Raw genomic sequence first — 24,064 nt, 5'->3', positions numbered from 1 at the left:
CGCGGCATCCGCTCAGGTCAGGTGCCCCGCCTTCTCCATCTGCCGCAGCTCGCGCTTGAGCTCGGCGACCTCGTCGCGCAGGCGCGCCGCCAGCTCGAACTTCAGTTCCGCCGCAGCCTCGAGCATCTGACCGTTCAGGTCGGCGATGAGCTCCTCGAGGTCGTTGCCGCCCGCTGCCGCGATGCCCTCGCGCTTCAGGTTCGGCACGGGCGACTTCTTGCCGCCCTCGCGGCCCGCCAGCAGCGCTGCCGTGTCGGCCTCCTCCCGCGCGAGCACGGCCGTGATGTCGGCGATGCGCTTGCGCAGCGGCTGCGGGTCGACGCCGTTCGCGCGGTTGTACTCGACCTGCTTCTCGCGCCGGCGGTTCGTCTCGTCGATCGCCAGCCGCATCGAGTCGGTCAGCACGTCGGCGTACATGTGCACCTGGCCCGACACGTTGCGGGCGGCGCGGCCGATGGTCTGGATGAGCGAGGTGGAGGAGCGCAGGAACCCCTCCTTGTCGGCGTCGAGGATCGACACGAGCGACACCTCGGGCAGGTCGAGGCCCTCGCGCAGCAGGTTGATGCCCACGAGCACGTCGTACACGCCCGCGCGCAGCTCCGTCAGCAGTTCCACGCGGCGCAGCGTGTCGACGTCGGAGTGCAGGTAGCGCACCCGCACGCCCGCCTCGGTGAGGAAGTCGGTCAGGTCCTCCGCCATGCGCTTGGTGAGCGTGGTCACGAGCACGCGCTCGTCGCGCTCCGCCCGCGCGCGGATCTCCTCGAGCAGGTCGTCGATCTGGCCCTTGCTCGGCTTCACCACGATCTCGGGGTCGATGAGGCCCGTCGGGCGGATGATCTGCTCGACCACGCCGTCGGCCACGCCCATCTCGTACCGGCCCGGCGTCGCCGACAGGTAGACCGTCTGGCCGACGCGCTCGGAGAACTCGTCCCAGGTCAGCGGCCGGTTGTCGAGCGCGCTCGGCAGGCGGAACCCGTGCTCGACGAGCGTGCGCTTGCGCGACGAGTCGCCCTCGTACATCGCGCCGATCTGCGGCACGGTCACGTGCGACTCATCGATGACGACGAGGAAGTCGTCGGGGAAGTAGTCGAGCAGGCAGTGCGGCGGCTCCCCCGCGTCGCGGCCGTCGATGTGGCGCGAGTAGTTCTCGATGCCCGAGCAGAAGCCGATCTGCTCCATCATCTCGAGGTCGAAGGTGGTGCGCATGCGCAGCCGCTGCGCCTCGAGCAGCTTGCCCTGGCGCTCGAGTTCGGCGAGCCGCTCCTCGAGCTCGGTGCGGATCGTGCCCACCGCGCGGTCCATGACCTCGGTGCTCGCCACGTAGTGCGAGCCCGGGAACACGGGCACGGCGTCGAGCTGGGCCACCACCTCGCCGGTGAGCGGATGCAGGTGGTAGAGCGCCTCGATCTCGTCGCCGAACATCTCGATGCGGATCGCGAGCTCCTCGTACACCGGGATGATCTCGATGGTGTCGCCGCGCACGCGGAACGTGCCGCGCGAGAACTCGACGTCGTTGCGCTGGTACTGCATCGAGACGAACTTGCGGATCAGCCAGTCGCGGTCGAGCCGCTGGCCGACCTGCAGGGGCATCATGGCCGCGAGGTACTCCTCGGGCGTGCCCAGGCCGTAGATGCAGGAGACCGTCGAGACGACGACCACGTCGCGCCGGCTCAGCAGCGAGTTCGTCGTCGAGTGCCGCAACCGCTCGACCTCGGCGTTGATCGACGAGTCCTTCTCGATGAAGGTGTCCGTCTGCGGCACGTAGGCCTCGGGCTGGTAGTAGTCGTAGTACGAGACGAAGTACTCGACCGCGTTGTTCGGCAGCAGCTCGCGGAACTCGTTCGCGAGCTGCGCGGCGAGGGTCTTGTTGTGGGCGAGCACGAGCGTCGGCCGCTGCACCGCCTCGATGAGCCACGCGGTGGTCGCGGACTTGCCGGTGCCGGTGGCGCCGAGCAGCACGACGTCGGTCTCGCCGGCGTTCACCCGCCCCGCGAGCTCGGCGATCGCGGTCGGCTGGTCGCCGCTCGGGCGGTACTCGCTGACCACCTCGAACGGGCGCACGGAACGGGTCGACTGCATGCCCTCAAGTCTAGGTTCGGCCGCCGACACCGGGTCCGCGCGCCGTCAGGCGCTCGAGCGGCGCTCGCGGAGCCCGGCCCAGAGCGCGTCGACCTGCCCCATCGTGTGCGCGAGCGTGCCGCCCGTGTCGATGACGACGTCGGCGACCTCCCTGCGCTCGGCGTCGCTCGCCTGCGCGTCCACTCGTGCCTGCGCGTGCCCGCGCTCGAGCCCGCGCTCGTCGACCAGGCGCCCGACGCGCGTCGATGCGGGCGCCTCGGTCACCACGACCAGGTCGAACGGGTGGTCGACGGATGCCTCGACGAGCAGCGGCACGTCGTAGACCACGACCGCGTCGGGGTCGATGCGCTCTGCCTCCGCCGCGTGCTTCGCGAACAGCTCGCGCACGTGCGGGTGCACGATCGCGTTGAGCCGCGCGAGCGCGTCGTCGTCGCCGAACACGCGATCGCCGAGCCTGACCCGGTCGAGCGTGCCGTCGGCGCGCAGCATCTCCGGTCCGAACGCCTCGGCGATCTCCCCCAGCGCGCTGCTGCCCGGCTCGACGGCCTCGCGCGCGAGCGCGTCGGCGTCGATGTGGATCGCTCCGTGCTCCACGAGCCGCCGGGCGACCGTGGACTTGCCCGAGGCGATGCCGCCCGTCAGCCCGATGAGGTACACGGCTCCAGCCTAGCGATCCGCCTCGCCGGCTCCGTGCGGAAACGGCGACGGCCGGGCACCCGATCGGGTGCCCGGCCGTCTGACGGTCCGAGAGGGACTAGGAGTTGCTCGAGAGCTTCTCGCGCAGCGCCGCGAGCGACGCGTCGTCGGCGAGCGTGCCGGCGCCGGCCGCCTCGCTCGTGAACGAGCTGCCGCCGAAGTCGGCCTCGGCCTGGTCCTTCGCGTTGGCAGCCGCGACCTGCTTCTTGTGCGCCTCCCAGCGAGCCTGGGCCGCAGCGTACTCCTGCTCCCACTTCTCGCGCTGGGCGTCGAAGCCCTCGCGCCACTCGTTGGTCTCCGGGTCGAAGCCCTCGGGGTACTTGTAGTTGCCCTGCTCGTCGTACTCGGTGAGCATGCCGTAGAGCGCCGGGTCGAACTCGGTGCCCTCGGGGTCGACGCCCTCGTTGGCCTGCTTGAGCGACAGCGAGATGCGGCGACGCTCGAGGTCGATGTCGATGACCTTGACGAACACCTCCTCGCCCACCGAGACGACCTGCTCGGCCAGCTCGACGTGCTTGCTCGACAGCTCCGAGATGTGCACGAGGCCCTCGATGCCGTCCGCGACGCGAACGAACGCGCCGAACGGGACGAGCTTGGTGACCTTGCCCGGTGCGACCTGGCCGATGGCGTGGGTGCGGGCGAAGACCTGCCAGGGGTCCTCCTGCGTCGCCTTGAGCGAGAGCGAGACGCGCTCGCGGTCGAGCTCGACGGAGAGCACCTCGACGGTGACCTCCTGGCCGACCTCGACGACCTCGCTGGCGTGCTCGATGTGCTTCCACGACAGCTCGGAGACGTGCACGAGGCCGTCCACGCCGCCGAGGTCGACGAACGCGCCGAAGTTGACGATCGAGGAGATGACGCCCTTGCGGACCTGGCCCGGGTGGAGGTTCGCGAGGAACGTCGAACGGGTCTCCGACTGGGTCTGCTCGAGCAGCGCACGGCGCGAGAGCACCACGTTGTTGCGGTTCTTGTCGAGCTCCAGGATCTTCGCCTCGAGCTCCTGGCCGAGGTACGGCGTCAGGTCGCGCACGCGGCGCAGCTCGATGAGCGAGGCGGGGAGGAAGCCGCGGAGGCCGATGTCGACGATGAGGCCGCCCTTGACGACCTCGATGACCGTACCGGTGACGACACCGTCGGTCTCCTTGATCTTCTCGACGTCGCCCCAGGCGCGCTCGTACTGGGCGCGCTTCTTCGACAGGATGAGGCGGCCTTCCTTGTCCTCCTTCTGGAGGACGAGGGCCTCGACGGTGTCGCCGACGCCGACGACCTCGCTCGGGTCGACGTCGTGCTTGATGGAGAGTTCGCGGGAGGGGATGACACCCTCGGTCTTGTAGCCGACGTCGAGGAGGACCTCGTCGCGGTCGATCTTCACGACCTGGCCCTCGATGAGGTCGCCGTCGTTGAAGAACTTGAGCGTCTTCTCGACCGCGGCAAGGAAGTCTTCAGCAGAACCGATGTCGTTGATTGCGACCTGCTTGGTTGCCTTGGTCGTTGCGGTTGTCATGTAGTAGGTGCTCCGTAATGGACAGGGTCGGGCCCCTCGCGCGATGCTTTCGTTTATTGTGTTCCGCGAAGGGCGTGCGGACAGGACGTCACAAACGTGACATTCCATCCTAGCGGCGCGCGCGCCCGTCGGTCAAACGGCCCGGAGCACCGCCGCTCAGCCGCCCAGGATCGCCGTCTTGAGGGTGTCGAGCCCGACCCCGCCCATCGCGAGCGCCTTCCCGTGGAAGTCCTTGATCGAGAAGTCGTCGCCCTCGCGCCGCTGCACCTCGTCGCGCAGGTTCTCCCAGATGCGCTGGCCGACCTTGTACGACGGCGCCTGGCCCGGCCAGCCGAGGTAGCGGTTCACCTCGAAGCGCACGAAGCCCTCGTTCATGTTCACGTTGCGCGACATGAACTCGTACGCGTACTCGGCCGTCCACGGGCCCGAGCCGTCGGGCAGGGTCTTCTCGAGGTGCACGCCGATGTCGAGCACCACGCGGGCCGCCCGCATCCGCTGCCCGTCGAGCATGCCGAGCCGGTCGGCCGGGTCGTCGAGGTAGCCCAGCTCCTGCATCAGCCGCTCGGCGTACAGCGCCCAGCCCTCCGCGTGACCGGACGTGCCCGCGAGCAGCCGGCGCCACGAGTTCAGCGTGTCGGACTGCACCACGGCCTGGCCGATCTGCAGGTGGTGACCGGGCACGCCCTCGTGGTACACGGTCGTGAGCTCGCGCCAGGTGTCGAACTCGGTGACGCCCTCCGGCACCGACCACCACATGCGCCCGGGGCGCGAGAAGTCCTCGGTCGGGCCGGTGTAGTAGATGCCGCCCTCCTGCGTGGGCGCGATCATGCACTCGAGCGTGCGGATCTCCTCCGGGATGTCGAAGTGCGTGGCGCCGAGCTCCTCGACCGCGCGGTCGCTCGTCTCCTGCATCCAGGCCTGCAGCGCGTCGGTGCCGTGCAGCTTGCGGCTCGGGTCGTTGTCGAGGAACGAGATCGCCTCGATGACGGACGCCCCGCGCTTGATCTCCTTCGCGATCGACTGCTGCTCGGCCACCATGCGGGCCAGCTCGTCGAGGCCCCACTCGTAGGTCTCGTCGAGGTCGATCGTGGCGCCGAGGAACTCGCGCGAGCGCAGCTCGTAGATCTCGCGGCCGACCGCGTCCTTCTCGGCCGCCACCGCGTCGAGCTCGGACTCGAGGAACTCCGCGAACTCCTGGTAGGCGATGGCGGATGCCACGGCGCCCTGCTCGAGCTCGGCACGGAGCGCCTCGGGGAACTCGTCGCCGTCCACGCCCGCCGACGCGACGAACTCGCCGAAGAAGCCCTCCGGACGCGCGTTCTTGCGCGCCTGCGCCGCGACCTCGCGCACCTGGCGGCGCGCGGGCGTGATGCCGCGCGAGATGCCCTCGCGCAGCGTCGCAATGTACCCGCTCATCGCCTCCGGCAGCGCCGCGAGGCGCGTCGAGACGGCCTCCCAGCCCTCGACGGAGTCGGTGGACATGAGGTCGAACACCTCGCGCAGCTCCTGCGAGGGGCTCGCGATGACGTTCAGGTCGCGCAGGTGGAGGCCGGCGTCGTAGCTCTGGATCGCGAGCTCGAGCTGGCTGCGGAGGTCGGCGCGGGTGATCCGGTCGACGTCGTCGACCTCCTCGGCGGCCTCGAGGTTCGCGAGCGTCGCCCTCGCCGCCTCGACCATCTGCGCATCGCCGTCGGGCGAGTAGTCCCCGTAGCCCCCGTCGGTGGACGCGCGGCCGATGTAGGTGCCGAGCACCGGTCGCAGCTCGACCAGGACGTCGACCCAGCCCTCGGCGACGCGATCGATCTCGGTGGGGGTGCGTGCGGGCTCCGAAGTCATGAGAGCGAGCCTATCCGCTGCGGGGGCGCGGTCCGTGCACCCGGCGGCGCCGTCTGTGCACAGTGCGCCGGAGCCGAAAATCGCTCAGGATCAGTGCGCCGCGGCGTCCCAGTTCGCGCCGTGCCCGAGCTGCACGTCGAGCGGTACTCGGAGGTCCGCGGCGGTCGCCATGCGGCGCTGCACGATCTCCTCGAGCTCGGGTCCCTCGCCCGCCGCGACCTCGAAGATGAGCTCGTCGTGCACCTGCAGGAGCATGCGCGACGAGAGACCCGCCTCGGCGACGTCGCGCTCGATGCCGAGCATCGCGATCTTCATGATGTCGGCCGCCGAGCCCTGGATCGGTGCGTTGAGCGCGGCCCGCTCGGCGTTCTCGCGCAGCACGCGATTCGGGCTGGAGAGGTCGGGGAACGGGCGGCGCCGGCCGAAGATCGTCTCGGTGTAGCCGTCGACCTTGGCCTTCGCGACGACGTCGCGCAGGTAGTCGCGCACCGCGCCGAACCGCGCGAAGTAGTCGACCATGAGCTGCTTGGCCTCGGACTGCTCGATGCGCAGCTGCTTCGACAGCCCGAACGCGCTGAGCCCGTAGGCCAGGCCGTAGGACATCGCCTTCACCTTGGTGCGCATGAGCGGCGTGACGTCGGCCGGCTCGACGCCGAAGATGCGCGCGCCGACGAACCGGTGCAGGTCCTCGCCCGCGTGGAACGCCTCGATCAGGCCCGGGTCGCCCGAGAGATGCGCCATGATGCGCATCTCGATCTGCGAGTAGTCGGCCGTGAGCAGCGTCTCGAACTCCGGGCCGTGCCGGAAGGCCTCGCGGATGCGCCGGCCCTCCCCCGTGCGCACCGGGATGTTCTGCAGGTTCGGATCGGTCGAGGCGATGCGACCCGTGCTCGTGCCGACCTGCACGTAGGTCGTGTGGATGCGGCCGTCCGCGCCGATCGACTTGTCGAGCGACTCGACGATCTGGCGGAGCTTGGTCGCGTCGCGATGCTCGAGCAGCAGGCCGAGGAACGGGTGCGGGCTCTTCTCCTGGAGGTCCGCCAGCGCACCGGCATCCGTCGAGTAGCCCGTCTTCGTCGCCCGGGTCTTCGGCATGCCGAGCTGGTCGAAGAGCACCTCCTGCAGCTGCTTGGGCGAGCCGAGGTTCACCTCGCGGCCGATCTCGGCGAACGCGCGCGTGGCGATGTCGGCCGCGCGGTCGCCGAGCTGGGTCGACAGCGCCGAGAGCTCCTCGTGGTCGACCGTGACGCCGCGGAGCTCCATGTCGGCGAGGACGCCGAGGATCGGCATCTCGATGTCGGTGCAGACGGGCAGCGTGGGGGCGGGCAGCTCGGCGAGCACCACGGGTGCCGCGCGGAGGGTGTACCAGGCGAGCTCGGCCGGGCCGGCGGCCCGGGTCTCGTCGGGCACGAGCTGCGCGGGGTCGGCCGTGGGCAGCGTCTCGCCGAGGTAGCGGAAGACGACGTCGGCCAGCCCCTTCTCCTGCGCGAGCGGGTTCACCAGCCAGGTCGCGACGAGGGTGTCGAGCGCGAGCCCGCCGAATTCGAGCCCCGACCGGCGCATGGCCTTCACCTGCGGCTTGGCGTCGGTCATGAGCTTCGGCGCGTCGCTCGCGAGCCACTCCTCGAACGGGGCGTAGTCCCGGCGGCCGGGCTGCCACGGCAGGAAGACCGACTCGTCGGCGCCCGAGACGCCCGCGCCGATGACCTTGCCGTCGAGCATCTCGATCGTGAGGCCGAGGCCGTCGGGGTGCGCCGCCGCCTGGCGGTCGAGCCAGGCGCCGAGCTCCTCGTCGAGGAGCGTTCGCGGCGCGGGCGCCGTGGGGCTGGCGGATGCCTCGGGGGCGGACGTGCCGCCTCCGGCATCCGCCACCTGCTCCTCCCCCGCGAGCTTCATGACGCGCTCGAGCAGCGTGCGGAACTCGAGGCGGGAGAACACCGCCGTCACCGCGTCGGTGTCGATCGGCTTCGCGGCGAGGTCGTCGACCGCGACGTCGAGCTCGAGGTCGTCGACCAGGCGGTTCAGCCGGCGGTTGCGCACGGCGTTGTCCATCTCGGCGCGCAGGTTGTTGCCCGCGACGCCCTTGATCTCGTCGGCGTGCGCGAAGACGCCGTCGAGGTCGCCGAACTGCTTCAGCCACTTCACGGCCGTCTTCTCGCCGACCTTGGTGATGCCGGGCAGGTTGTCGCTCGTCTCGCCCACCAGGGCGGCGATCTCGGGGTACTGCGCGGGCGGCAGGCCGTACTTCTCCTCGACCGCGGCCGGGTCGTAGCGCTTCAGCTGCGACACGCCCTGGCTCGACGGGTACAGCAGCGTGACGTCGTCGTTCACGAGCTGGATGGTGTCGCGGTCGCCTGACACCAGCAGTACCTCGTAGCCGTCGCGGCGACCCTGCGCGGCGAGCGTCGCGAGGATGTCGTCGGCCTCGTAGTCCTCCTTCTCGAGGGTGCGCACGCCCATGGCCGCGAGCGCCTCCTGGAGCAGCGGCACCTGCCCCTTGAACTCCTGCGGGGTCTCGGCGCGGTTGCCCTTGTACTCCTCGTAGTCGCGCGTGCGGAACGAGTGCCGTGAGATGTCGAAGGCGACCGCGAGGTGCGTCGGCTTCTCGTTCTTCAGCAGCAGCAGGAGCATCGACAGGAAGCCGTGGATGGCGTTCGTGTGCTGCCCGTCACGGGTGCGGAAACTGTCGACCGGGAGCGCGAAGAACGCCCGGAATGCGAGGGAATGGCCATCGATGACCATGAGGGTAGGCTTTGCTGGATCCGGCACCCCCCAAGCCTATAAGCGGCCCACGACACGGCCGTCACGACCCGAAGCGGAGCCCGAATGACCCAGGAGCAGGCCGTCGACGCGCTCGACTACATCCGGCGTCGCGGCATCGGCACGCTCGCCGAGCGCATGGGCATCGAGTTCGTGGAGTTCTCCGTGGAGCGCGCGATCGCGACCATGCCGGTCGAGGGCAACACGCAGCCGGCCAACCTCCTGCATGGCGGCGCGTACGTGGTGCTGGGCGAGTCGCTCGGCTCGATGTCGGCGAACCTCTGGGCGGGCCCCGGACGGCTCGCCGTGGGGGTCGACATCAACGCCACGCACACGCGCTCGGCGACGTCGGGCACGGTCACCGGCACGTGCACGCCGCTGCACCTCGGCCGCACGATGACGGTGCACGAGATCGTCGTGACCGACGAGCAGGGCAGGCGCTGCTCCACCGTGCGGATCACGAACTTCATCAAGGACCTGCCGACGCCCTGACGGCGCCGGCGGCCCGGAGCGCTCAGCCCTTCTTGGGAGCCAGCTGCTCGATGATCGCCTGCGCGACGTCCTTCATGGTGAGGCGACGGTCCATCGACGCCTTCTGGATCCAGCGGAACGCCTCGGGCTCGGACAGCCCCATCTTCTCGTTCAGCAGACCCTTGGCGCGGTCGACGAGCTTGCGGGTCTCGAACCGCTCGACCAGGTCGCCGACCTCGGCCTCGAGGGTGAGGATCTGGGCGTGGCGGGCCAGCGCGATCTCGATCGCCGGCAGCAGGTCGTTCGGAGTGAAGGGCTTCACCACGTAGGCCAGCGCACCGGCCTCGGTCGCCCGCTCGACCAGTTCCTTCTGGCTGAACGCCGTGAGGAGGACGACCGGTGCGATGTGACCCTCGCTCAGCCGCTTCGCGGCCTCGATGCCGTCGAGCTGGGGCATCCGCACGTCCATGACGACCAGGTCGGGACGCAGCTCGGTCGCGAGCGCGACGGCGGTCTCGCCGTCACCGGCCTCGCCGACCACCTCGAACCCGTTGTCGCGGAGCGTCTCCACCACGTCGAGCCTGATGAGCGATTCGTCCTCGGCGACCACGACGCGACGCGGCGCGGCCTGGGTGTTCTCGGTGTCTGTCACGCCTGAAAGCCTACGGTATTCTGATCGCGGTCTCGTGCGCCGGTGTGGCGGAATGGCAGACGCGGAGCACTCAAAATGCTTTGCCCGAGAGGGCGTGTGGGTTCGACCCCCACCACCGGCACGACCCGGAGACGACGAACGGCCGGCCCCCTCGGGAGCCGGCCGTTCGTCGTTGCGGAGCCCCCTAGAGGACCTCGCCCACGTTGTGCACGCGGATGTCGTTGGTGGTGCCGGGGATGCCGGGAGGGGATCCGGAGATGATGACGACCTTCTCGCCCTCGACGGCCAGGCCCTCGCGGCTCAGCACCTCGTCGACCTGCGCGACCATCTGGTCGGTGTGCGTGACGCGCTCGACCACGAACGACTGCACGCCCCAGTAGAGGGCCATGCGACGGCGGATCGCGGGGTCGGGCGTGAACGCCAGGATCGGGATGCCGCTGCGGATGCGCGACATGCGGCGCACCGACTCGCCCGACTCGGTGAACACGCAGAGGAACTTCGCCTCGACGAAGTTCGCGACGTCGACCGCGGCCACGGTGATCGCGCCCGACTGCGTGCGGGGGCGGGTGCCGAGCGGCGCGACCCGGTCGAGGCCGTGCAGCTCGGTCGACGCGACGATGCGCGCCATGGTCTCGAGCGTGACGGTCGGGTACTCGCCCACGCTCGTCTCGCCGGAGAGCATGACGGCGTCGGCGCCGTCGAGCACCGCGTTCGCCACGTCGGACGTCTCGGCGCGCGTCGGCACCGGGCTGTGGATCATCGACTCGAGCATCTGCGTGGCCACGATGACCGGCTTGGCCATGCGGCGGGCCGCCTCGATCGCGCGCTTCTGCACGATCGGCACGGCCTCGAGCGGCAGCTCCACGCCGAGGTCGCCGCGGGCGACCATGAGCGCGTCGAACGCGTCGATGATCTCCTCGAGGGCCTCGACGGCCTGGGGCTTCTCGATCTTGGCGACGACGGGCACGCGACGGCCGACCTCGTCCATGATCTCGCGCACGCGCGAGACGTCCTCGGCGTTGCGCACGAAGGACAGCGCGATGAGGTCGGCGCCGAGCTCGAGGCCCCAGCGCAGGTCGGCCTCGTCCTTCTCGGAGAGCGCCGGCACGTTGACCGCCACGCCGGGGAGGTTGATGCCCTTGTTGTCGGAGACCGGGCCGGCCACGACCACCTCGGTGCGCACGCGCGTGCCGTCGGTGTCGAGCACGCGGACCCGCACCTTGCCGTCGTCGATCAGCAGGAAGTCGCCGGGGGCGACGTCCTGCGGCAGGCCCTTGAACGTGGTGGAGCAGAGCTCCTTGGTGCCGAGGATGTCCTCGGTGGTGATGGTGAAGACATCGCCCTCGGCCAGCTCGTGCGGGCCGTCCGCGAACTTGCCGAGCCGGATCTTCGGGCCCTGCAGGTCGACCAGCACGGCGACGGCGCGACCCGAGTCGTTCGCGGCCTTCCGGATGTTCTGGTAGACGCCCTCGTGCACGTCGTACGTGCCGTGGCTGAGGTTCATGCGGGCCACGTCGAGGCCGGCGTCGATGAGCGCGCGGACCCCCTCGTAGCTCCCGGTCGCGGGTCCGAGCGTGGCGACGATCTTCGCGCGTCTCATGTTCTCTGTGCTCCGTGTTCCTCGCGCCGGGGCGCGGTGATCGTGGTGGTGGGGATGAAAGGGCCGGTGGTCAGATCGAGATCGCCTGGGCGGACGCCGGGATGGGGCTCGGGAGGTGGGTCTCACCTTCAAGGTAGCGGTCCACGGACGACGCCGCAGCACGTCCCTCGGCGATGGCCCACACGATGAGCGACTGCCCGCGACCGGCGTCGCCGGCGACGAAGACGCCGGGGACGTTGGTGGCGTACGCGTCGTCGCGCTCGACGTTGCCGCGCTGCGTGAACGACGTGCCGAGCTGGCCGGAGAGGTCCTGCGACTCGGGACCGGTGAACCCCAGCGCGAGCAGCACCAGGTCGGCGGGGATCTCACGCTCGGTGCCCGCCTTCGGCACGCGGCGGCCGTCGAGGTACTCGGTCTCCGCGACGCGGATCGCGCGGACCTCGCCGACGTCGTTCGACACGAACTCGACGGTCGAGGCGAGGTACTGGCGGGTGCCGCCCTCCTCGTGCGCCGTCTGCACCTCGAACAGGTTCGGGTGCATCGGCCAGGGCTGGCTGTCGGGACGCGCGATGCCGGGCTTCTTGCCGATCGCGAGGTTCGTGACCGACAGGGCGCCCTGGCGGTGCGCCGTGCCGATGCAGTCCGCGCCGGTGTCGCCGCCGCCGAGCACCACCACGTGCTTGCCCGAGGCGTCGATCTGCTCGGGAACCGTGTCCCCCGCGACCGCGTGGTTCGACTGCACGAGGTATTCCATCGCGAAGTGCACGCCGGGCAGGTCACGGCCCGGGATCGGCAGGTCGCGGGGCACCATCGCGCCGGTCGCGATGATCACGGCGTCGTAGCGCTCGCGCAGCGCGTCCCACGAGATGTCGGTGCCGATGTCGACGCCCGCGCGGAATCGCGTGCCCTCGGCCGTCATCTGCGCGATGCGCTGGTCGAGGTGGCGCTTCTCCATCTTGAAGTCGGGGATGCCGTAGCGCAGCAGGCCGCCGATGCGGTCGTCGCGCTCGTACACGGCGACCGTGTGGCCCGCGCGGGTGAGCTGCTGCGCCGCGGCGAGTCCGGCCGGGCCCGAGCCGACGACCGCGACGGTCTTGCCGGTGAGGCGCCCGGGCGGATGCGGCTGCACCCAGCCGTTCGAGAACGCCTGGTCGACGATCGACACCTCGACCTGCTTGATCGTGACCGCGGGCTGGTTGATGCCGAGCACGCACGAGGACTCGCACGGCGCCGGGCAGAGGCGGCCGGTGAACTCGGGGAAGTTGTTGGTCGCGTGCAGGCGCTCGATCGCCGCGCGGCCCTCGCCGCGCCACATCAGGTCGTTCCACTCCGGGATCAGGTTGCCCAGCGGGCACCCCTGGTGGCAGAACGGGATGCCGCAGTCCATGCAGCGCCCGGCCTGCCGGCGCAGCTGCGCGGGGTCGCCCTGCTCGTAGACCTCCTTGAAGTCCATGATGCGCACGGGCACCGGCCGCCGCTTCGGCAGCTCGCGCTCGGTCGTCTTGAGGAAGCCCTTCGGGTCAGCCATTGGTCACCTCCAGGATGCGGCCCCAGACGACGTCGCCGTCGGGGTCCAGCCCCTCGTCCACGGCGTTCTGCCGGGTCTTCAGGACGGCCGCGTAGTCGCGCGGGAGAACCTTCACGAATCGCTCCATGGTGTCGGGCGCCTCGAGCAGGCGCGCGGCGAGCGCGGAACCCGTGTGCTCCAGGTGCTGGCGGAGGAGGTCGAGCACGATCTCGTGGTCGGCGCTGCCGAGCTCGTGGAGCTGCAGCTCACCCGACGCGAGCGCGTCGCGGTTGATGCGCTCCTTGGGCAGGTCGAACACGTACGCCGTGCCGCCGGACATGCCGGCGCCGAGGTTGCGGCCCGTCGGGCCGAGGATGAGCGCGAGCCCGCCGGTCATGTACTCGAGCGCGTGGTCGCCCACGCCCTCGACCACCGCGGTCGCGCCGGAGTTGCGCACCAGGAAGCGCTCGCCGACGATGCCGCTGATGAACATGCTGCCCTGGGTGGCGCCGTAGCCGATCACGTTGCCGGCGATGACGTTACGCTCGGCGGGGAAGGTGCTCGACCGGTCGGGCCGCACGATCACCTGACCGCCGGAGAGGCCCTTGCCGACGTAGTCGTTCGAGTCGCCCTCGAGGCGCAGCGTGATGCCCGCGGGCAGGAACGCGCCGAACGACTGGCCGGCCGATCCGGTCAGCGTGACGTCGATCGACCCGGCGGGCAGGCCGTTCACGCCGTGGCGCGCGGTCACCTCGTGGCCGAGCATGGTGCCGACGGCGCGCTCGGTGTTCCGGATCGGCAGCGCGATCTCGACCCGCCCGCCGTGCTCCATCACGTCCGCCGAGGCCTCGATGAGCTGGTTGTCGAAGTGCTCGCCGAGCTCGTGGTCCTGCGGGCGGCCGTTGCGGCGCGGCTCCGAGTCGGAGAAGTCGGGGCCGACCAGCACCGGGGTGAGGTCGAGGCCGCTCGCCTTCCAGTGGTCCACGGCGCGGTCGACGTCGAGCATCTCGCGCCGGCCGATCGCCTCGTCGAGGCTGCGGAAGCCGAGCTCGGCGAGGTACTCGCGCACCTCCTGGGCGATGAACTCGAAGAAGTTCACGACGAACTCGGGCTTGCCGCTGAAGCGCTTGCGCAGCTCGGGGTTCTGGGTCGCGACGCCGACCGGGCAGGTGTCGAGGTGGCAGACGCGCATCAGCACGCAGCCCTCGACGACCAGTGGCGCGGTCGCGAAGCCGAACTCCTCGGCACCGAGCAGCGCGCCGACCACGACGTCGCGGCCGGTCTTCATCTGGCCGTCGACCTGCACGACGACGCGGTCGCGCATGCCGTTGAGCATGAGCGTCTGCTGCGTCTCGGCGAGCCCGAGCTCCCACGGGGTGCCCGCGTGCTTGAGCGAGTTCATCGGGCTCGCACCGGTGCCGCCGTCGTGGCCCGAGACGAGGATGACGTCGGCCAGCGCCTTGGCCGTGCCGGCGGCGACCGCGCCGATGCCCGACTGGCTCACGAGCTTGACGTGCACGCGCGCGCCCGGGTTGGCCCGCTTCAGGTCGAAGATGAGCTGCTTCAGGTCCTCGATCGAGTAGATGTCGTGGTGCGGCGGCGGCGAGATGAGGCCGACACCGGCCGTCGCGTGCCGGGTGCGCGCGACCCACGGGTACACCTTCGTCGGCGGCAGCTGGCCGCCCTCGCCGGGCTTCGCGCCCTGGGCGAGCTTGATCTGGATGTCGTCGGCGTGCGTCAGGTACATGCTCGTGACGCCGAAGCGACCGGATGCCACCTGCTTGATCGCGCTGCGGCGCTCGGGGTCGAGCAGGCGATCGAGGTCCTCGCCGCCCTCGCCCGTGTTCGAGCGCGCGCCGAGGCGGTTCATCGCGATCGCGAGGGTCTCGTGCGCCTCCTTGGAGATCGAGCCGTAGCTCATGGCACCCGTGGAGAAGCGCTTGACGATCTCGGAGACCGGCTCGACCTCGTCGATCGGCACTGGCGGACGGGCTCCCGTGCGCAGCGCGAACATGCCGCGGAGCGTCATGAGGTTCTCGGCCTGGCCGTCGACCATCGACGTGTACTCGCGGAAGACGTCGTACCGGCCGCTGCGCGTCGCGTGCTGCAGCCGGAACACCGTCTCCGGGTTGAAGAGGTGCGGGGCGCCGTCGCGGCGCCACTGGTACTCCCCGCCGGTCGCGAGCCGCTCGTGCACGGTCACGGCGACGTCGTCGGGGTAGGCGCCCTTGTAGCGCCGGGCGTTCTCGGTCGCGATGACGTCGAGGCCCACGCCGCCGAGCTTCGAGGTCGTGCCGGTGAAGAACTCGTCCACGAACTCCTGGCTGAGGCCCACGGCCTCGAACGCCTGGGCGCCCGCGTACGAGGACATCGTCGAGATGCCCATCTTCGACATGATCTTCAGCACGCCCTTGCCGAGCGCCTTGATCACGTTCTTCACGGCCTGCTCGGGCGAGACGCCGGTGATGACGCCCGACCGCACGAGCTCCTCGCAGGTCTCCATCGCGAGGTACGGGTTGACGGCCGACGCGCCGTAGCCGATGAGGAGCGCGACGTGGTGCACCTCGCGCACGTCGCCGGTCTCGACCACGATGCCCACCCGCATCCGCGTCTCGGACCGGATCAGGTGGTGGTGCACGGCGGCCAGCATGAGCAGCGATGGGATCGGCGCGAGCTCCGACGTGGTGTCGCGGTCGCTCAGCACGAGGAACCGGGCGCCGGCCGCGATCGCGCGGTCGGCCTCCTCGCACAGCGCGGTGAGGCGCGCGCGCAGGCCGTCGGTGCCCTCCTCGACCCGGTACAGGCCGCGCAGCGTCGTGGTGGTGGCGCTGTCGGGCCGCGGGTCGATGTGCTGGATCTTCGCGAGCTCGTCGTTGTCGATCACCGGGAACGACAGCGTGACCTGGCGCGCGTGCTCGGGACCCGAGGTGAGCAGGTTGAACTCCGGCCCGAGCGCGGTGCCGAGCGAGGTCACGACCTCCTCGCGGATCGAGTCGAGCGGCGGGTTGGTGACCTGGGCGAACTGCTGCGTGAAGTAGTCGAAGAGCAGGCGCGGGCGCTCGCTCAGCACCGCGATCGGGGTGTCGGAACCCATGGCGCCGAGGGGCTCCATGCCGGTGCGGGCCATCGGCGTGAGCAGGACGCGCACCTCCTCCTCGGTGTAGCCGAAGGTGCGCTGGCGGCGGCGGACGGATGCCGGCGGGTGCACGATGTGCTCTCGCTCGGGAAGGTCGGCGAGGCGGATGCGGCCGGACTCCAGCCACTCCCCCCACGGCTCGGACGCGGCGAGCTCGGACTTGATCTCGTCGTCCTCGATCAGGCGGCCGGCGACCGTGTCGACCAGGAACATGCGTCCGGGCTGCAGGCGTCCCTTGCGGACCACCTTCGACTGGTCGATGTCGAGCACGCCGATCTCGCTCGCGAGCACGACCAGGCCGTCGTCGGTGACGACGTACCGGCCCGGTCGCAGGCCGTTGCGGTCGAGCGTCGCGCCGACGAGGGATCCGTCGGTGAAGACGATCGCGGCCGGGCCGTCCCACGGCTCCATGAGCATCGAGTGGTACTCGTAGAAGGCGCGACGGGCGGGGTCGATCTCGGTCGCGTTCTCCCAGGCCTCGGGCACCATCATCATGACCGCGTGCGGGAGGCTGCGGCCCGACAGGCTCAGCAGCTCGACGACCTCGTCGAACGAGGCGGAGTCGCTCGAGCCGGGGGTGACGATCGGCATGACCGGGGCGAGGTCGCCGAGCAGCTCGGACTCGAGCTGCGACTGGCGCGCGCGCATCCAGTTGCGGTTGCCCTGCACCGTGTTGATCTCGCCGTTGTGCGCGATCATGCGGAACGGCTGCGCGAGCGGCCACGACGGGAACGTGTTGGTCGAGTAGCGCGAGTGCACGAGCGCGAGCTTCGAGGTGAACCGCTCGTCGGAGAGGTCGGGGTAGAACGGCTCGAGCTGCAGGGTCGTGACCATGCCCTTGTAGACGAGGGTGCGGCACGACAGCGATGCGAAGTAGAGCTCGATCTCGCGCTCGGCGCGCTTGCGCAGCCGGAAGGTGAGCCGGTCGAGCGCGATGTCCGACAGCGGTGCGCCGGCCTCGGTCTCGGCGACGCTGCGCACGTAGACCTGCTGCACGTCGGGCATGGCCGCGCGCGCGAGCGTGCCCAGCTCGTCGGGCCGCACCGGCACCTCGCGCCAGCCGAGGATCTCGAGTCCCTCCTCCGCGGCGATCTCGCGGAAGCGGCGCTTCACCGCGCTGCGCTGGGTCGGGTCGGTGGGAAGGAAGGCGTTGCCGACGGCGTAGCGGCCCGGTGCGGGCAGCTCGAAGGAGACGACCTCGCGCAGGAACGCGTCGGGCACCTGCGTGATGATGCCCGCACCGTCGCCGGTGCCCGCGTCGGAGCCGACCGCGCCGCGGTGCTCGAGGTTGCGCAGCGCGTCGAGCGCGGCCTGGATGATGTCGTGCCCGGCGGTGCCGCGGAGCGTGGCGACCATGGCGAGGCCGCAGGCGTCCTTCTCGTGGGCGGGGTCGTACATCCCCTGTGCCGGGGGGACCGCACCGAATCGTGCGTGGGTCGGAGTCATCGCCACAGTGACCGTCCTCGTGAAATCAGTGAACCAGCGCGGGACGCCTTCGGCCCATCGGAATGTCGGATGTGCGCCCCGATGGTGCGGGAGCGCATTCGGGGCACGGGCCGGATCGCCCGGACTAGGAGGTCGTCTCGCGTGTGCTTGTGGCTGCGGTCGCCTCCTGGTCGCCCTCGTCCTCGGCTTCGTCGCCGATCGTGTCTCGGTCGGACTCGGTGTCGTCCGAGTCTACAGCGTCGGGTGCGCGCCACTCCCTGCCGGGCACGTACGGGCTGGACTCGATGCCGGTGTGACGGCGGTTCTGCACGAGGATGATGATCACGCCGATCACGATGGCCGCGAAGGACGCCCAGACGTTCGACCGGATGCCGAGGAAGATCTCGCTCGGGTCGACCCGGATCGTCTCGAGGAAGCTGCGGCCGACGCCGTACCAGATGAGGTAGACGGCGAACGCCTTGCCCCAGCGCAGGCGGAACTTCCGCTCGAGCCAGAGCAGCACCGCCACGCCGAGCAGGTTCCAGATGATCTCGTAGAGGAACGTCGGGTGGAACAGGGTGCCCGGCTCGAGGCCGGTCGGGAACGCGGGGTTGGTCGACTCGATCTCGAGCCCCCACGGCAGGTCGGTCGGCAGGCCGAAGAGCTCGTGGTTGAACCAGTTGCCGAGCCGGCCGGCGGCCTGCGCGATGAGCATGCCGGGCGCGAGCGCGTCGGCGAACGACCAGAAGCGGATGCCCGTCATGCGGCAGCCGATCCAGACGCCCAGCGCGCCGCCGATCAGCGCGCCGTAGATGGCGTTGCCGCCCTCCCAGATGTAGAGCACGCGCAGGAGGTCGGCGCCCTCGTAGAAGTAGTCGGCCGGGTGCGTGAACACGTGGTAGAAGCGGGCGAAGACGATGCCCAGCGGCACGGCCCAGAGCGCGATGTCGAGCACCACGCCCGGCTCGGCGCCGCGCTTGGTGAGCCGGCGGGACGTGATGATCACCGCGAGCACGATGCCGGCGAGGATGCACAGCGCGTACGCGTGGATGGTGAGTGCGCCGCCCCACGGGAGCGGGATCTGGAAGGAGCTCCACTCCGGGCTGGGGATGCTGAGCGGTGCGATCACGTTCGTTCGGTGCCTTTCGTCCAGGTTGCGGGTTCGGGCCCGCAGGCGGCCTCGGCCAGCGTACTACCCCGCCGGGCGGGTGCCGCGCGCGAGCTCGGCGGCCAGCGCGCCGACGGCCTCCACGCCGCCGTCCGCGAGGGCCTTCACGAGCGCGGAGCCCACGATCGCGCCGTCGGCGTAGGAGACGACCTCGCGCACCTGCTCGGCGGTGGAGATGCCGACGCCCACGCACGAACGCGTGCTGCCCGCCGCGCGCAGCCGCTCGACGAGGGTGCGCGCCGCGCGGTCCACGTCGGCGCGCGCGCCCGTGATGCCCATGGTCGACACCGCGTAGACGAACCCGCGGCTCGCCTCGACGGTGCGCGCCAGCCGGGCATCCGATGAGCTCGGCGCCGCCAGGAACACGCGGTCGAGTCCGGTGCGGTCGGATGCCGCGAGCCAGGCGTCGGCCTCGTCGGGGATGAGGTCGGGCGTGATGAGGCCCGCCCCGCCCGCCGCGGCGAGGTCGTCCGCGAAGCGATCGACGCCGTACTGCACGACGGGGTTCCAGTAGGTCATCATCAGGATCGGCGCGTCGACCTGCTCGCGGATCGCCCGGACGGCCTGGAAGCCGTGGGCGAGCTTGAACCCGTTCGCGAGCGCCGCCTGGGTCGCGTCCTGGATCACGGGGCCGTCCATCACCGGGTCGGAGTACGGGATGCCGAGCTCGAGCGCGTCGACGCCGTTCTCGACCAGCGCGACCGCCGCGTCGACGCTCGCGCCGAGCGAGGGGAAGCCGACCGGCAGGTAGCCGACGAGCGCGCCGGTGCCGGCCGCCACCCGTGCGTCGATGGTCTCGCCGACGCTCATGCGCCCTCCTCGCCGTCGATGAGCTCGAACCACTTCGCCGCGGTCTCCATGTCCTTGTCGCCGCGCCCGGACAGGTTCACGAGGATGCTCGCCTCCGGTCCCAGCTCGCGGCCGAGCTCGAGGGCGCCCGCGAGCGCGTGCGCCGACTCGATCGCGGGGATGATGCCCTCGGTGCGCGAGAGCAGGCGGAGCGCGTCCATGGCGCCCGCATCCGTCGACGCCCGGTACTCGGCCCGGCCGATGTCGGAGAGCCAGGAGTGCTCGGGACCGACGCCGGGGTAGTCGAGTCCCGCGGAGATCGAGTGCGACTCGATGGTCTGGCCGTCCTCGTCCTGCAACAGGTAGCTGCGGGCGCCGTGCAGCACGCCGGGTCGGCCCTTGCCGATCGTCGCGGCATGGCGCTCGGTGTCGACGCCCTCGCCGCCGGCCTCGAAGCCGTAGAGCGCCACCCCGGGGTCATCGAGGAACGCGTGGAAGATGCCGATCGCGTTCGACCCGCCGCCGACGCATGCCGCGACGGCCGTCGGCAGCGCGCCGGTGCGCTCGAGCATCTGCGCGCGGGCCTCCTCGCCGATGATCTTCTGCAGGTCGCGCACCATCGCCGGGAACGGGTGCGGGCCCGCGACGGTGCCGAAGATGTAGTTGGTGTGGCCGACGTTGGTCACCCAGTCGCGCATCGCCTCGTTGATCGCGTCCTTCAGGGTGCGCGAGCCGTGCGTGACCGGGATCACCTCCGCGCCGAGCAGCCGCATGCGAGCCACGTTCAGCGCCTGGCGCTCGGTGTCGACCTCGCCCATGTAGATCACGCACTCGAGGCCGAACAGGGCTGCGGCCGTGGCGGTCGCGACGCCGTGCTGGCCCGCGCCCGTCTCGGCGATCACGCGCGTCTTGCCGACCCGCTTGGTGAGCAGCGCCTGGCCGAGCACGTTGTTGATCTTGTGCGAGCCCGTGTGGTTCAGGTCCTCGCGCTTGAGGAACACCCTGGCGCCGCCGGCGTGCTCGGCGAAGCGGCGCACCTCGGTGAGCGGCGACGGACGCCCCACGTAGTCGCGCAGGAGCCCGTCGAGCTCGTCGTGGAACGCCGGGTCGAGCTTGGCGAGCTGCCAGGCCTCGTCGAGCTCGTCGAGCGCGGCGATGAGCGACTCGGGCACGAACCGCCCGCCGAAGTCGCCGAAGTACGGACCGGTCTCGGTGCGCAGGGACATCTACTCCCCCAGGAATCTCGCGAGCGTCTCGCGGGGCTCGCTCGTCACGAGCGCCTCCCCCACGAGCACCACGTCGGCGCCCGCCGCGCGGTAGGCGGCGACGTCGTCGGCCGTCGACACGGCCGACTCGGCCACCTTGACGGCGCCGTCGGGGAAGCTCGGTGCGAGCCGGCCGAACAGGTCGCGGTCGAGCTCGAAGGTGGACAGGTTGCGTGCGTTCACGCCGATCAGGCGCGCGCCGATGTCGGCGGCGCGGGCGAGCTCATCGGCGTCGTGCGTCTCGACGAGCGCGGTCATGCCGAGCTGCTCGATGAGCGCGTGCAGCTCGGCGAGGTCGCGCTGTTCGAGCGCGCCGACGATGAGCAGCACGAGGTCGGCGCCGGAGGCACGCGCCTCGAGCACCTGGTACGGGGTGGCGATGAAGTCCTTGCGCAGCACCGGCAACGACACGGCCGCGCGCACGGCCTCGAGGTCGGCCAGCGAGCCGAGGAACCGGCGCCCCTCGGTGAGCACGCTGATCGCGCTCGCCCCGCCCGCCTCGTACTCGCGCGCGAGCGCGGCGGGGTCGGGGATGTCGGCGAGCGGCCCGCGGGACGGGCTCGCGCGCTTGACCTCGGCGATGATCTTCACGCGGTCGGCCGGCGCGAGCGCGGCCAGTGCGTCGATCGCCGCCGGCCGCTCCTGCGCCGCGCGCTCGACCTCCGCGAGGGGACGGTCGGCGCGCCGGGCCTCGGCGTCCGCGACCGCGTTCGCCGTGAGCTCGGACAGCACGTCGGTCAGTGCTCCGATGCGGTGACGCGGGAGCCGCCCACGCCGTAGCCCGCCTTCGCGAGCGCCCAGCCGGCGATCGCGCCGAGCACGAGGAGCACCGCGGAGGCCCAGACGAGCCACTCGACCGCGAAGAAGAACGCGACGGTGCCGATCGAGAACGCGACGAGCATGATCACCACGGCAATCCAGGCTGCGGGCGAGTGTCCGTGGCCCGGGTCGCTGATGTCAGTGCTCATGATGCTCCTTCTGGTTCGGGGACGGTGGAAGTCTATCGGCTGGCCGCGGTCAGTCCCGACCGGGCTCGGTGGGGTCCTCGCCGCGCGAGAGCTCGTCCCACTCGTCGACCGTGCCGGCGGCCCCGTCGGCGCGCTCGACCCGCACCGCCCGGTACCGGCGGGACGACTCCGGCCACCGGGAGGAGGTCGCGAGCACCGCGATTCCGGCCGCGGCCAGGAGCACTCCCGATGCCGCTCCGACCCAGGGCCAGGCGGTCCAGGCGACGGATGCCACGAGGGCGACCGCCGACTCGCCCGCGATCCCCGTGGACTCCGTCACCACGGGCGCCGCGGCCCCGGCCGGGTCGCCGATCGCGAGCCACGCGGACAGCACGATGCACGCGCCGAGCACGACGGCGAGCAGGCCCAGCACGAGCCGCGCCACGCGGCCGGCGATCGCGAGCGCCGCACCGAGGGCGAGGCCGGCGAGGGCGAGCGCCGCCAGGGCGGCATCCGCCACCTGCCCCGGCACCTCGTGCGCAGCGCCCGCGTCGAGCGTCACGGTGAACCACGTCTGGGTCCACGCGAGCAGCCCGAGCCCGGCCGCCCCGAGGGCGCCGAGCACGAGGACCAGCTTCAGGCGTCGACCGGTCACGTCAGCCCAGGGTCCGCATCGCGTTCGCGACCGCGACCGCGCGCAGCGGCGCCGCGGCCTTGTTCTGCGACTCCTCGAACTCCGACTGCGGGTTCGAGTCGGCGACGAGCCCGCCGCCGGCCTGCACGCGCGCGATGCCCCCGCGGATCGTGGCCGTGCGGATCGCGATGGCCAGGTCGGCGTCGCCGCCGAAGCCGAAGTAGCCCACGACGCCGCCGTACACGCCGCGCTGCACGGGCTCGAGCTCGTCGATGATCTCGAGCGCGCGCGGCTTCGGCGCGCCCGACAGCGTGCCGGCCGGGAAGGTGGCGCGGAACACGTCGATCGCGTCGGCGGTCGGCAGCAGGTCACCCTCGACCGAGGAGACGAGGTGCATGATGTGGCTGAACCGCTCGACGCGCATGAACTCGGTCACCTCGACCGAGCCCGCCGCGCACACCTTCGCGAGGTCGTTGCGCGCGAGGTCGACGAGCATCAGGTGCTCGGCGCGCTCCTTCGGGTCGCCCGACAGCTCGGCCTCGAGGTCGGCGTCGGCCTCGGGGGTGTCGCCGCGCGGCTTCGAGCCCGCGATCGGATGCGTGTAGACGCGGCCGTCCTGCACCTTCACGAGCGCCTCGGGCGACGAGCCGACGATCCAGTACGGCTCGCCGTCCGGGTCCTCGAGGCTCAGCAGGTACATGTACGGGCTCGGGTTGAGGCTCCGGAGCACCCGGTAGACGTCGATCGGCGCGGCCGTGCACTCCTGCTCGAAGCGCTGCGAGATGACGACCTGGAAGATGTCGCCCTCGCGGATGTACTCCTTGCTCGTGACGACCGCGTCGAGGAAGTCCTGCCGCTCGGTGCGCGAGGTCGGCGACGCCGGGGTCGCGAGGTCGACCACCGCGAGGTGCGCCTCGGCGGGCACGGCCATCGCGGCCTGCATGCGGTCGAGCCGCGCCTGCGCGTCGGCCCAGAGCGCGTCGGCGTCGTCGACGCCGTCGTTCAGCGCGCTCACGATGAGCTGCACGGTGCCGCGGCGGTGGTCGAGCACGACGAGCTCCGAGACGAAGCTCAGCGCCTGGCCGACGACCGCGCCCTCGGCCGGCGGCCGGTTCGGCAGCCGCTCGATCTGGCGGATCGCCTCCCAGCCGATGAAGCCGACGAGCCCGCCCGTGAGCGGCGGCATGCCGGGCACCGGCTCGGTCTGCCAGCGGGCGTAGAGCGCCGAGACGGCCGCGAGCGGTCCCTCCGGGGCATCCGCCCCCAGCGCCCGCCCGGCATCGAGGCCGTAGTCGAGCCACTCGGCCACGTCGCCGCGCTGCGTGAGCACGCCGTACGACGCCGAGCCGACGAACGAGTACCGCGACCAGATGCCGCCCTGCTCGGCCGACTCGAGCAGGAACGTGCCCGGGCGGCCGTCGGCGAGCTTGCGGTAGATGCCCACCGGCGTCTCGCCGTCGGCGAACAGCTCGCGCGTGACGGGCACGACCCTGCGGCCGGGCAGCAGCGCGTCGAAGTCGGCGCGACCGGTCGTGCCGGTCTGCTCGGCGGTGGTCGGCATCGTGCTCCTCGTGGCGCGGGTCGGTCGGTTGATG

The 24,064-nt window shown here is 71.2% G+C and carries 17 protein-coding genes and 1 tRNA gene; 2 read left to right on the top strand and 16 right to left on the bottom strand.

What is annotated here, in order from left to right:
- Positions 1–12 precede the first annotated feature (12 nt).
- The 5 genes from uvrB to polA form a co-directional block, all read right to left on the bottom strand.
- Positions 13–2,079 (bottom strand): excinuclease ABC subunit UvrB, encoded by a 2,067-nt coding sequence (uvrB, locus tag QMG39_RS15480; protein WP_281886545.1) that lies wholly within the window; start codon positions 2,077–2,079, stop codon positions 13–15.
- 45 nt (positions 2,080–2,124) lie between these two features.
- Positions 2,125–2,736, bottom strand: a complete 612-nt coding sequence (coaE, locus tag QMG39_RS15475; RefSeq protein WP_281886544.1) for a dephospho-CoA kinase — start codon at positions 2,734–2,736, stop codon at positions 2,125–2,127.
- Positions 2,737–2,833: 97 nt separating this feature from the next.
- Positions 2,834–4,279 (bottom strand): 30S ribosomal protein S1, encoded by a 1,446-nt coding sequence (gene rpsA, locus QMG39_RS15470; protein ID WP_281886542.1) that lies wholly within the window; start codon positions 4,277–4,279, stop codon positions 2,834–2,836.
- Between the two features lie 156 nt (positions 4,280–4,435).
- The gene (locus tag QMG39_RS15465; RefSeq protein ID WP_281886540.1) at positions 4,436–6,115 is read right to left on the bottom strand and encodes a DUF885 domain-containing protein; all 1,680 of its coding nucleotides are present in this window, start codon (positions 6,113–6,115) and stop codon (positions 4,436–4,438) included.
- A gap of 90 nt (positions 6,116–6,205) precedes the next feature.
- Entirely contained in the window at positions 6,206–8,884 is a 2,679-nt protein-coding gene (gene polA, locus QMG39_RS15460; protein ID WP_281886538.1) for a DNA polymerase I, read from the bottom strand.
- 57 nt (positions 8,885–8,941) lie between these two features.
- Between polA and QMG39_RS15455 the strand changes: the two genes are divergently transcribed.
- Entirely contained in the window at positions 8,942–9,367 is a 426-nt protein-coding gene (locus QMG39_RS15455) for a hotdog fold thioesterase (protein ID WP_281886536.1), read from the top strand.
- A gap of 22 nt (positions 9,368–9,389) precedes the next feature.
- On the opposite strand, the gene QMG39_RS15450 is transcribed toward QMG39_RS15455, so the two are convergent.
- The gene (locus tag QMG39_RS15450) at positions 9,390–9,998 is read right to left on the bottom strand and encodes an ANTAR domain-containing response regulator (protein ID WP_281886535.1); all 609 of its coding nucleotides are present in this window, start codon (positions 9,996–9,998) and stop codon (positions 9,390–9,392) included.
- Between the two features lie 38 nt (positions 9,999–10,036).
- Between QMG39_RS15450 and QMG39_RS15445 the strand changes: the two genes are divergently transcribed.
- Positions 10,037–10,119 (top strand) — tRNA-Leu (locus tag QMG39_RS15445).
- A 63-nt stretch (positions 10,120–10,182) separates the two neighbouring features.
- On the opposite strand, the gene pyk is transcribed toward QMG39_RS15445, so the two are convergent.
- The 10 genes from pyk to QMG39_RS15395 form a co-directional block, all read right to left on the bottom strand.
- Positions 10,183–11,598 carry a pyruvate kinase gene (gene pyk / locus QMG39_RS15440; protein ID WP_281886533.1) on the bottom strand — a complete coding sequence of 472 codons (1,416 nt, stop codon included), beginning with the start codon at positions 11,596–11,598 and terminating at the stop codon, positions 10,183–10,185.
- A 70-nt stretch (positions 11,599–11,668) separates the two neighbouring features.
- Positions 11,669–13,126, bottom strand: coding sequence for a glutamate synthase subunit beta (locus QMG39_RS15435; RefSeq protein ID WP_281886531.1), 1,458 nt, complete (start codon positions 13,124–13,126; stop codon positions 11,669–11,671).
- On the bottom strand, positions 13,119–17,687 hold the full coding sequence (gene gltB / locus QMG39_RS15430; protein ID WP_507762689.1) for a glutamate synthase large subunit: 4,569 nt from the start codon (positions 17,685–17,687) through the stop codon (positions 13,119–13,121). Before gltB ends, QMG39_RS15435 begins: the two co-directional genes overlap by 8 nt.
- Positions 17,688–17,811: 124 nt before the next feature.
- Positions 17,812–18,795 (bottom strand): prolipoprotein diacylglyceryl transferase, encoded by a 984-nt coding sequence (lgt, locus tag QMG39_RS15425; RefSeq protein WP_281886527.1) that lies wholly within the window; start codon positions 18,793–18,795, stop codon positions 17,812–17,814.
- Positions 18,796–18,858: 63 nt separating this feature from the next.
- The gene (trpA, locus tag QMG39_RS15420; RefSeq protein ID WP_281886525.1) at positions 18,859–19,644 is read right to left on the bottom strand and encodes a tryptophan synthase subunit alpha; all 786 of its coding nucleotides are present in this window, start codon (positions 19,642–19,644) and stop codon (positions 18,859–18,861) included.
- Positions 19,641–20,849, bottom strand: coding sequence for a tryptophan synthase subunit beta (gene trpB / locus QMG39_RS15415; RefSeq protein ID WP_281886523.1), 1,209 nt, complete (start codon positions 20,847–20,849; stop codon positions 19,641–19,643). The genes trpA and trpB overlap by 4 nt, the downstream gene beginning before the upstream one ends.
- Positions 20,850–21,620, bottom strand: coding sequence for an indole-3-glycerol phosphate synthase TrpC (gene trpC, locus QMG39_RS15410; protein WP_281886521.1), 771 nt, complete (start codon positions 21,618–21,620; stop codon positions 20,850–20,852). It lies immediately after the preceding gene.
- Between the two features lie 5 nt (positions 21,621–21,625).
- Positions 21,626–21,856, bottom strand: a complete 231-nt coding sequence (locus QMG39_RS15405) for a DUF6704 family protein (protein WP_281886519.1) — start codon at positions 21,854–21,856, stop codon at positions 21,626–21,628.
- A 49-nt stretch (positions 21,857–21,905) separates the two neighbouring features.
- A complete protein-coding gene (locus QMG39_RS15400; RefSeq protein WP_281886518.1) occupies positions 21,906–22,490 on the bottom strand; it encodes a Trp biosynthesis-associated membrane protein in 585 nt (194 codons plus the stop codon).
- 1 nt (position 22,491) lies between these two features.
- Positions 22,492–24,030 (bottom strand): anthranilate synthase component I, encoded by a 1,539-nt coding sequence (locus QMG39_RS15395; protein ID WP_281886516.1) that lies wholly within the window; start codon positions 24,028–24,030, stop codon positions 22,492–22,494.
- Positions 24,031–24,064: the final 34 nt, after the last annotated feature.

This window comes from Agromyces rhizosphaerae, assembly GCF_027925245.1.
Classification (GTDB): Bacteria; Actinomycetota; Actinomycetes; order Actinomycetales; family Microbacteriaceae; genus Agromyces; species Agromyces rhizosphaerae.
The sequence above is the reverse complement of the archived record's forward strand: the minus strand, read 5'-3'. Positions and strand labels throughout refer to the sequence as shown.

Bases quoted from the DNA above. Each gene is read 5' to 3' on its own strand.
- uvrB (WP_281886545.1), bottom strand. From the start codon at position 2,079: ATGCAGTCGACCCGTTCCGTGCGCCCGTTCGAGGTGGTCAGCGAGTAC.
- rpsA (WP_281886542.1), bottom strand. From the start codon at position 4,279: ATGACAACCGCAACGACCAAGGCAACCAAGCAGGTCGCAATCAACGAC.
- QMG39_RS15465 (WP_281886540.1), bottom strand. From the start codon at position 6,115: ATGACTTCGGAGCCCGCACGCACCCCCACCGAGATCGATCGCGTCGCC.
- QMG39_RS15455 (WP_281886536.1), top strand. From the start codon at position 8,942: ATGACCCAGGAGCAGGCCGTCGACGCGCTCGACTACATCCGGCGTCGC.
- pyk (WP_281886533.1), bottom strand. From the start codon at position 11,598: ATGAGACGCGCGAAGATCGTCGCCACGCTCGGACCCGCGACCGGGAGC.
- QMG39_RS15435 (WP_281886531.1), bottom strand. From the start codon at position 13,126: ATGGCTGACCCGAAGGGCTTCCTCAAGACGACCGAGCGCGAGCTGCCG.
- gltB (WP_507762689.1), bottom strand. From the start codon at position 17,687: ATGACTCCGACCCACGCACGATTCGGTGCGGTCCCCCCGGCACAGGGG.
- trpA (WP_281886525.1), bottom strand. From the start codon at position 19,644: ATGAGCGTCGGCGAGACCATCGACGCACGGGTGGCGGCCGGCACCGGC.
- trpB (WP_281886523.1), bottom strand. From the start codon at position 20,849: ATGTCCCTGCGCACCGAGACCGGTCCGTACTTCGGCGACTTCGGCGGG.
- QMG39_RS15405 (WP_281886519.1), bottom strand. From the start codon at position 21,856: ATGAGCACTGACATCAGCGACCCGGGCCACGGACACTCGCCCGCAGCC.
- QMG39_RS15395 (WP_281886516.1), bottom strand. From the start codon at position 24,030: ATGCCGACCACCGCCGAGCAGACCGGCACGACCGGTCGCGCCGACTTC.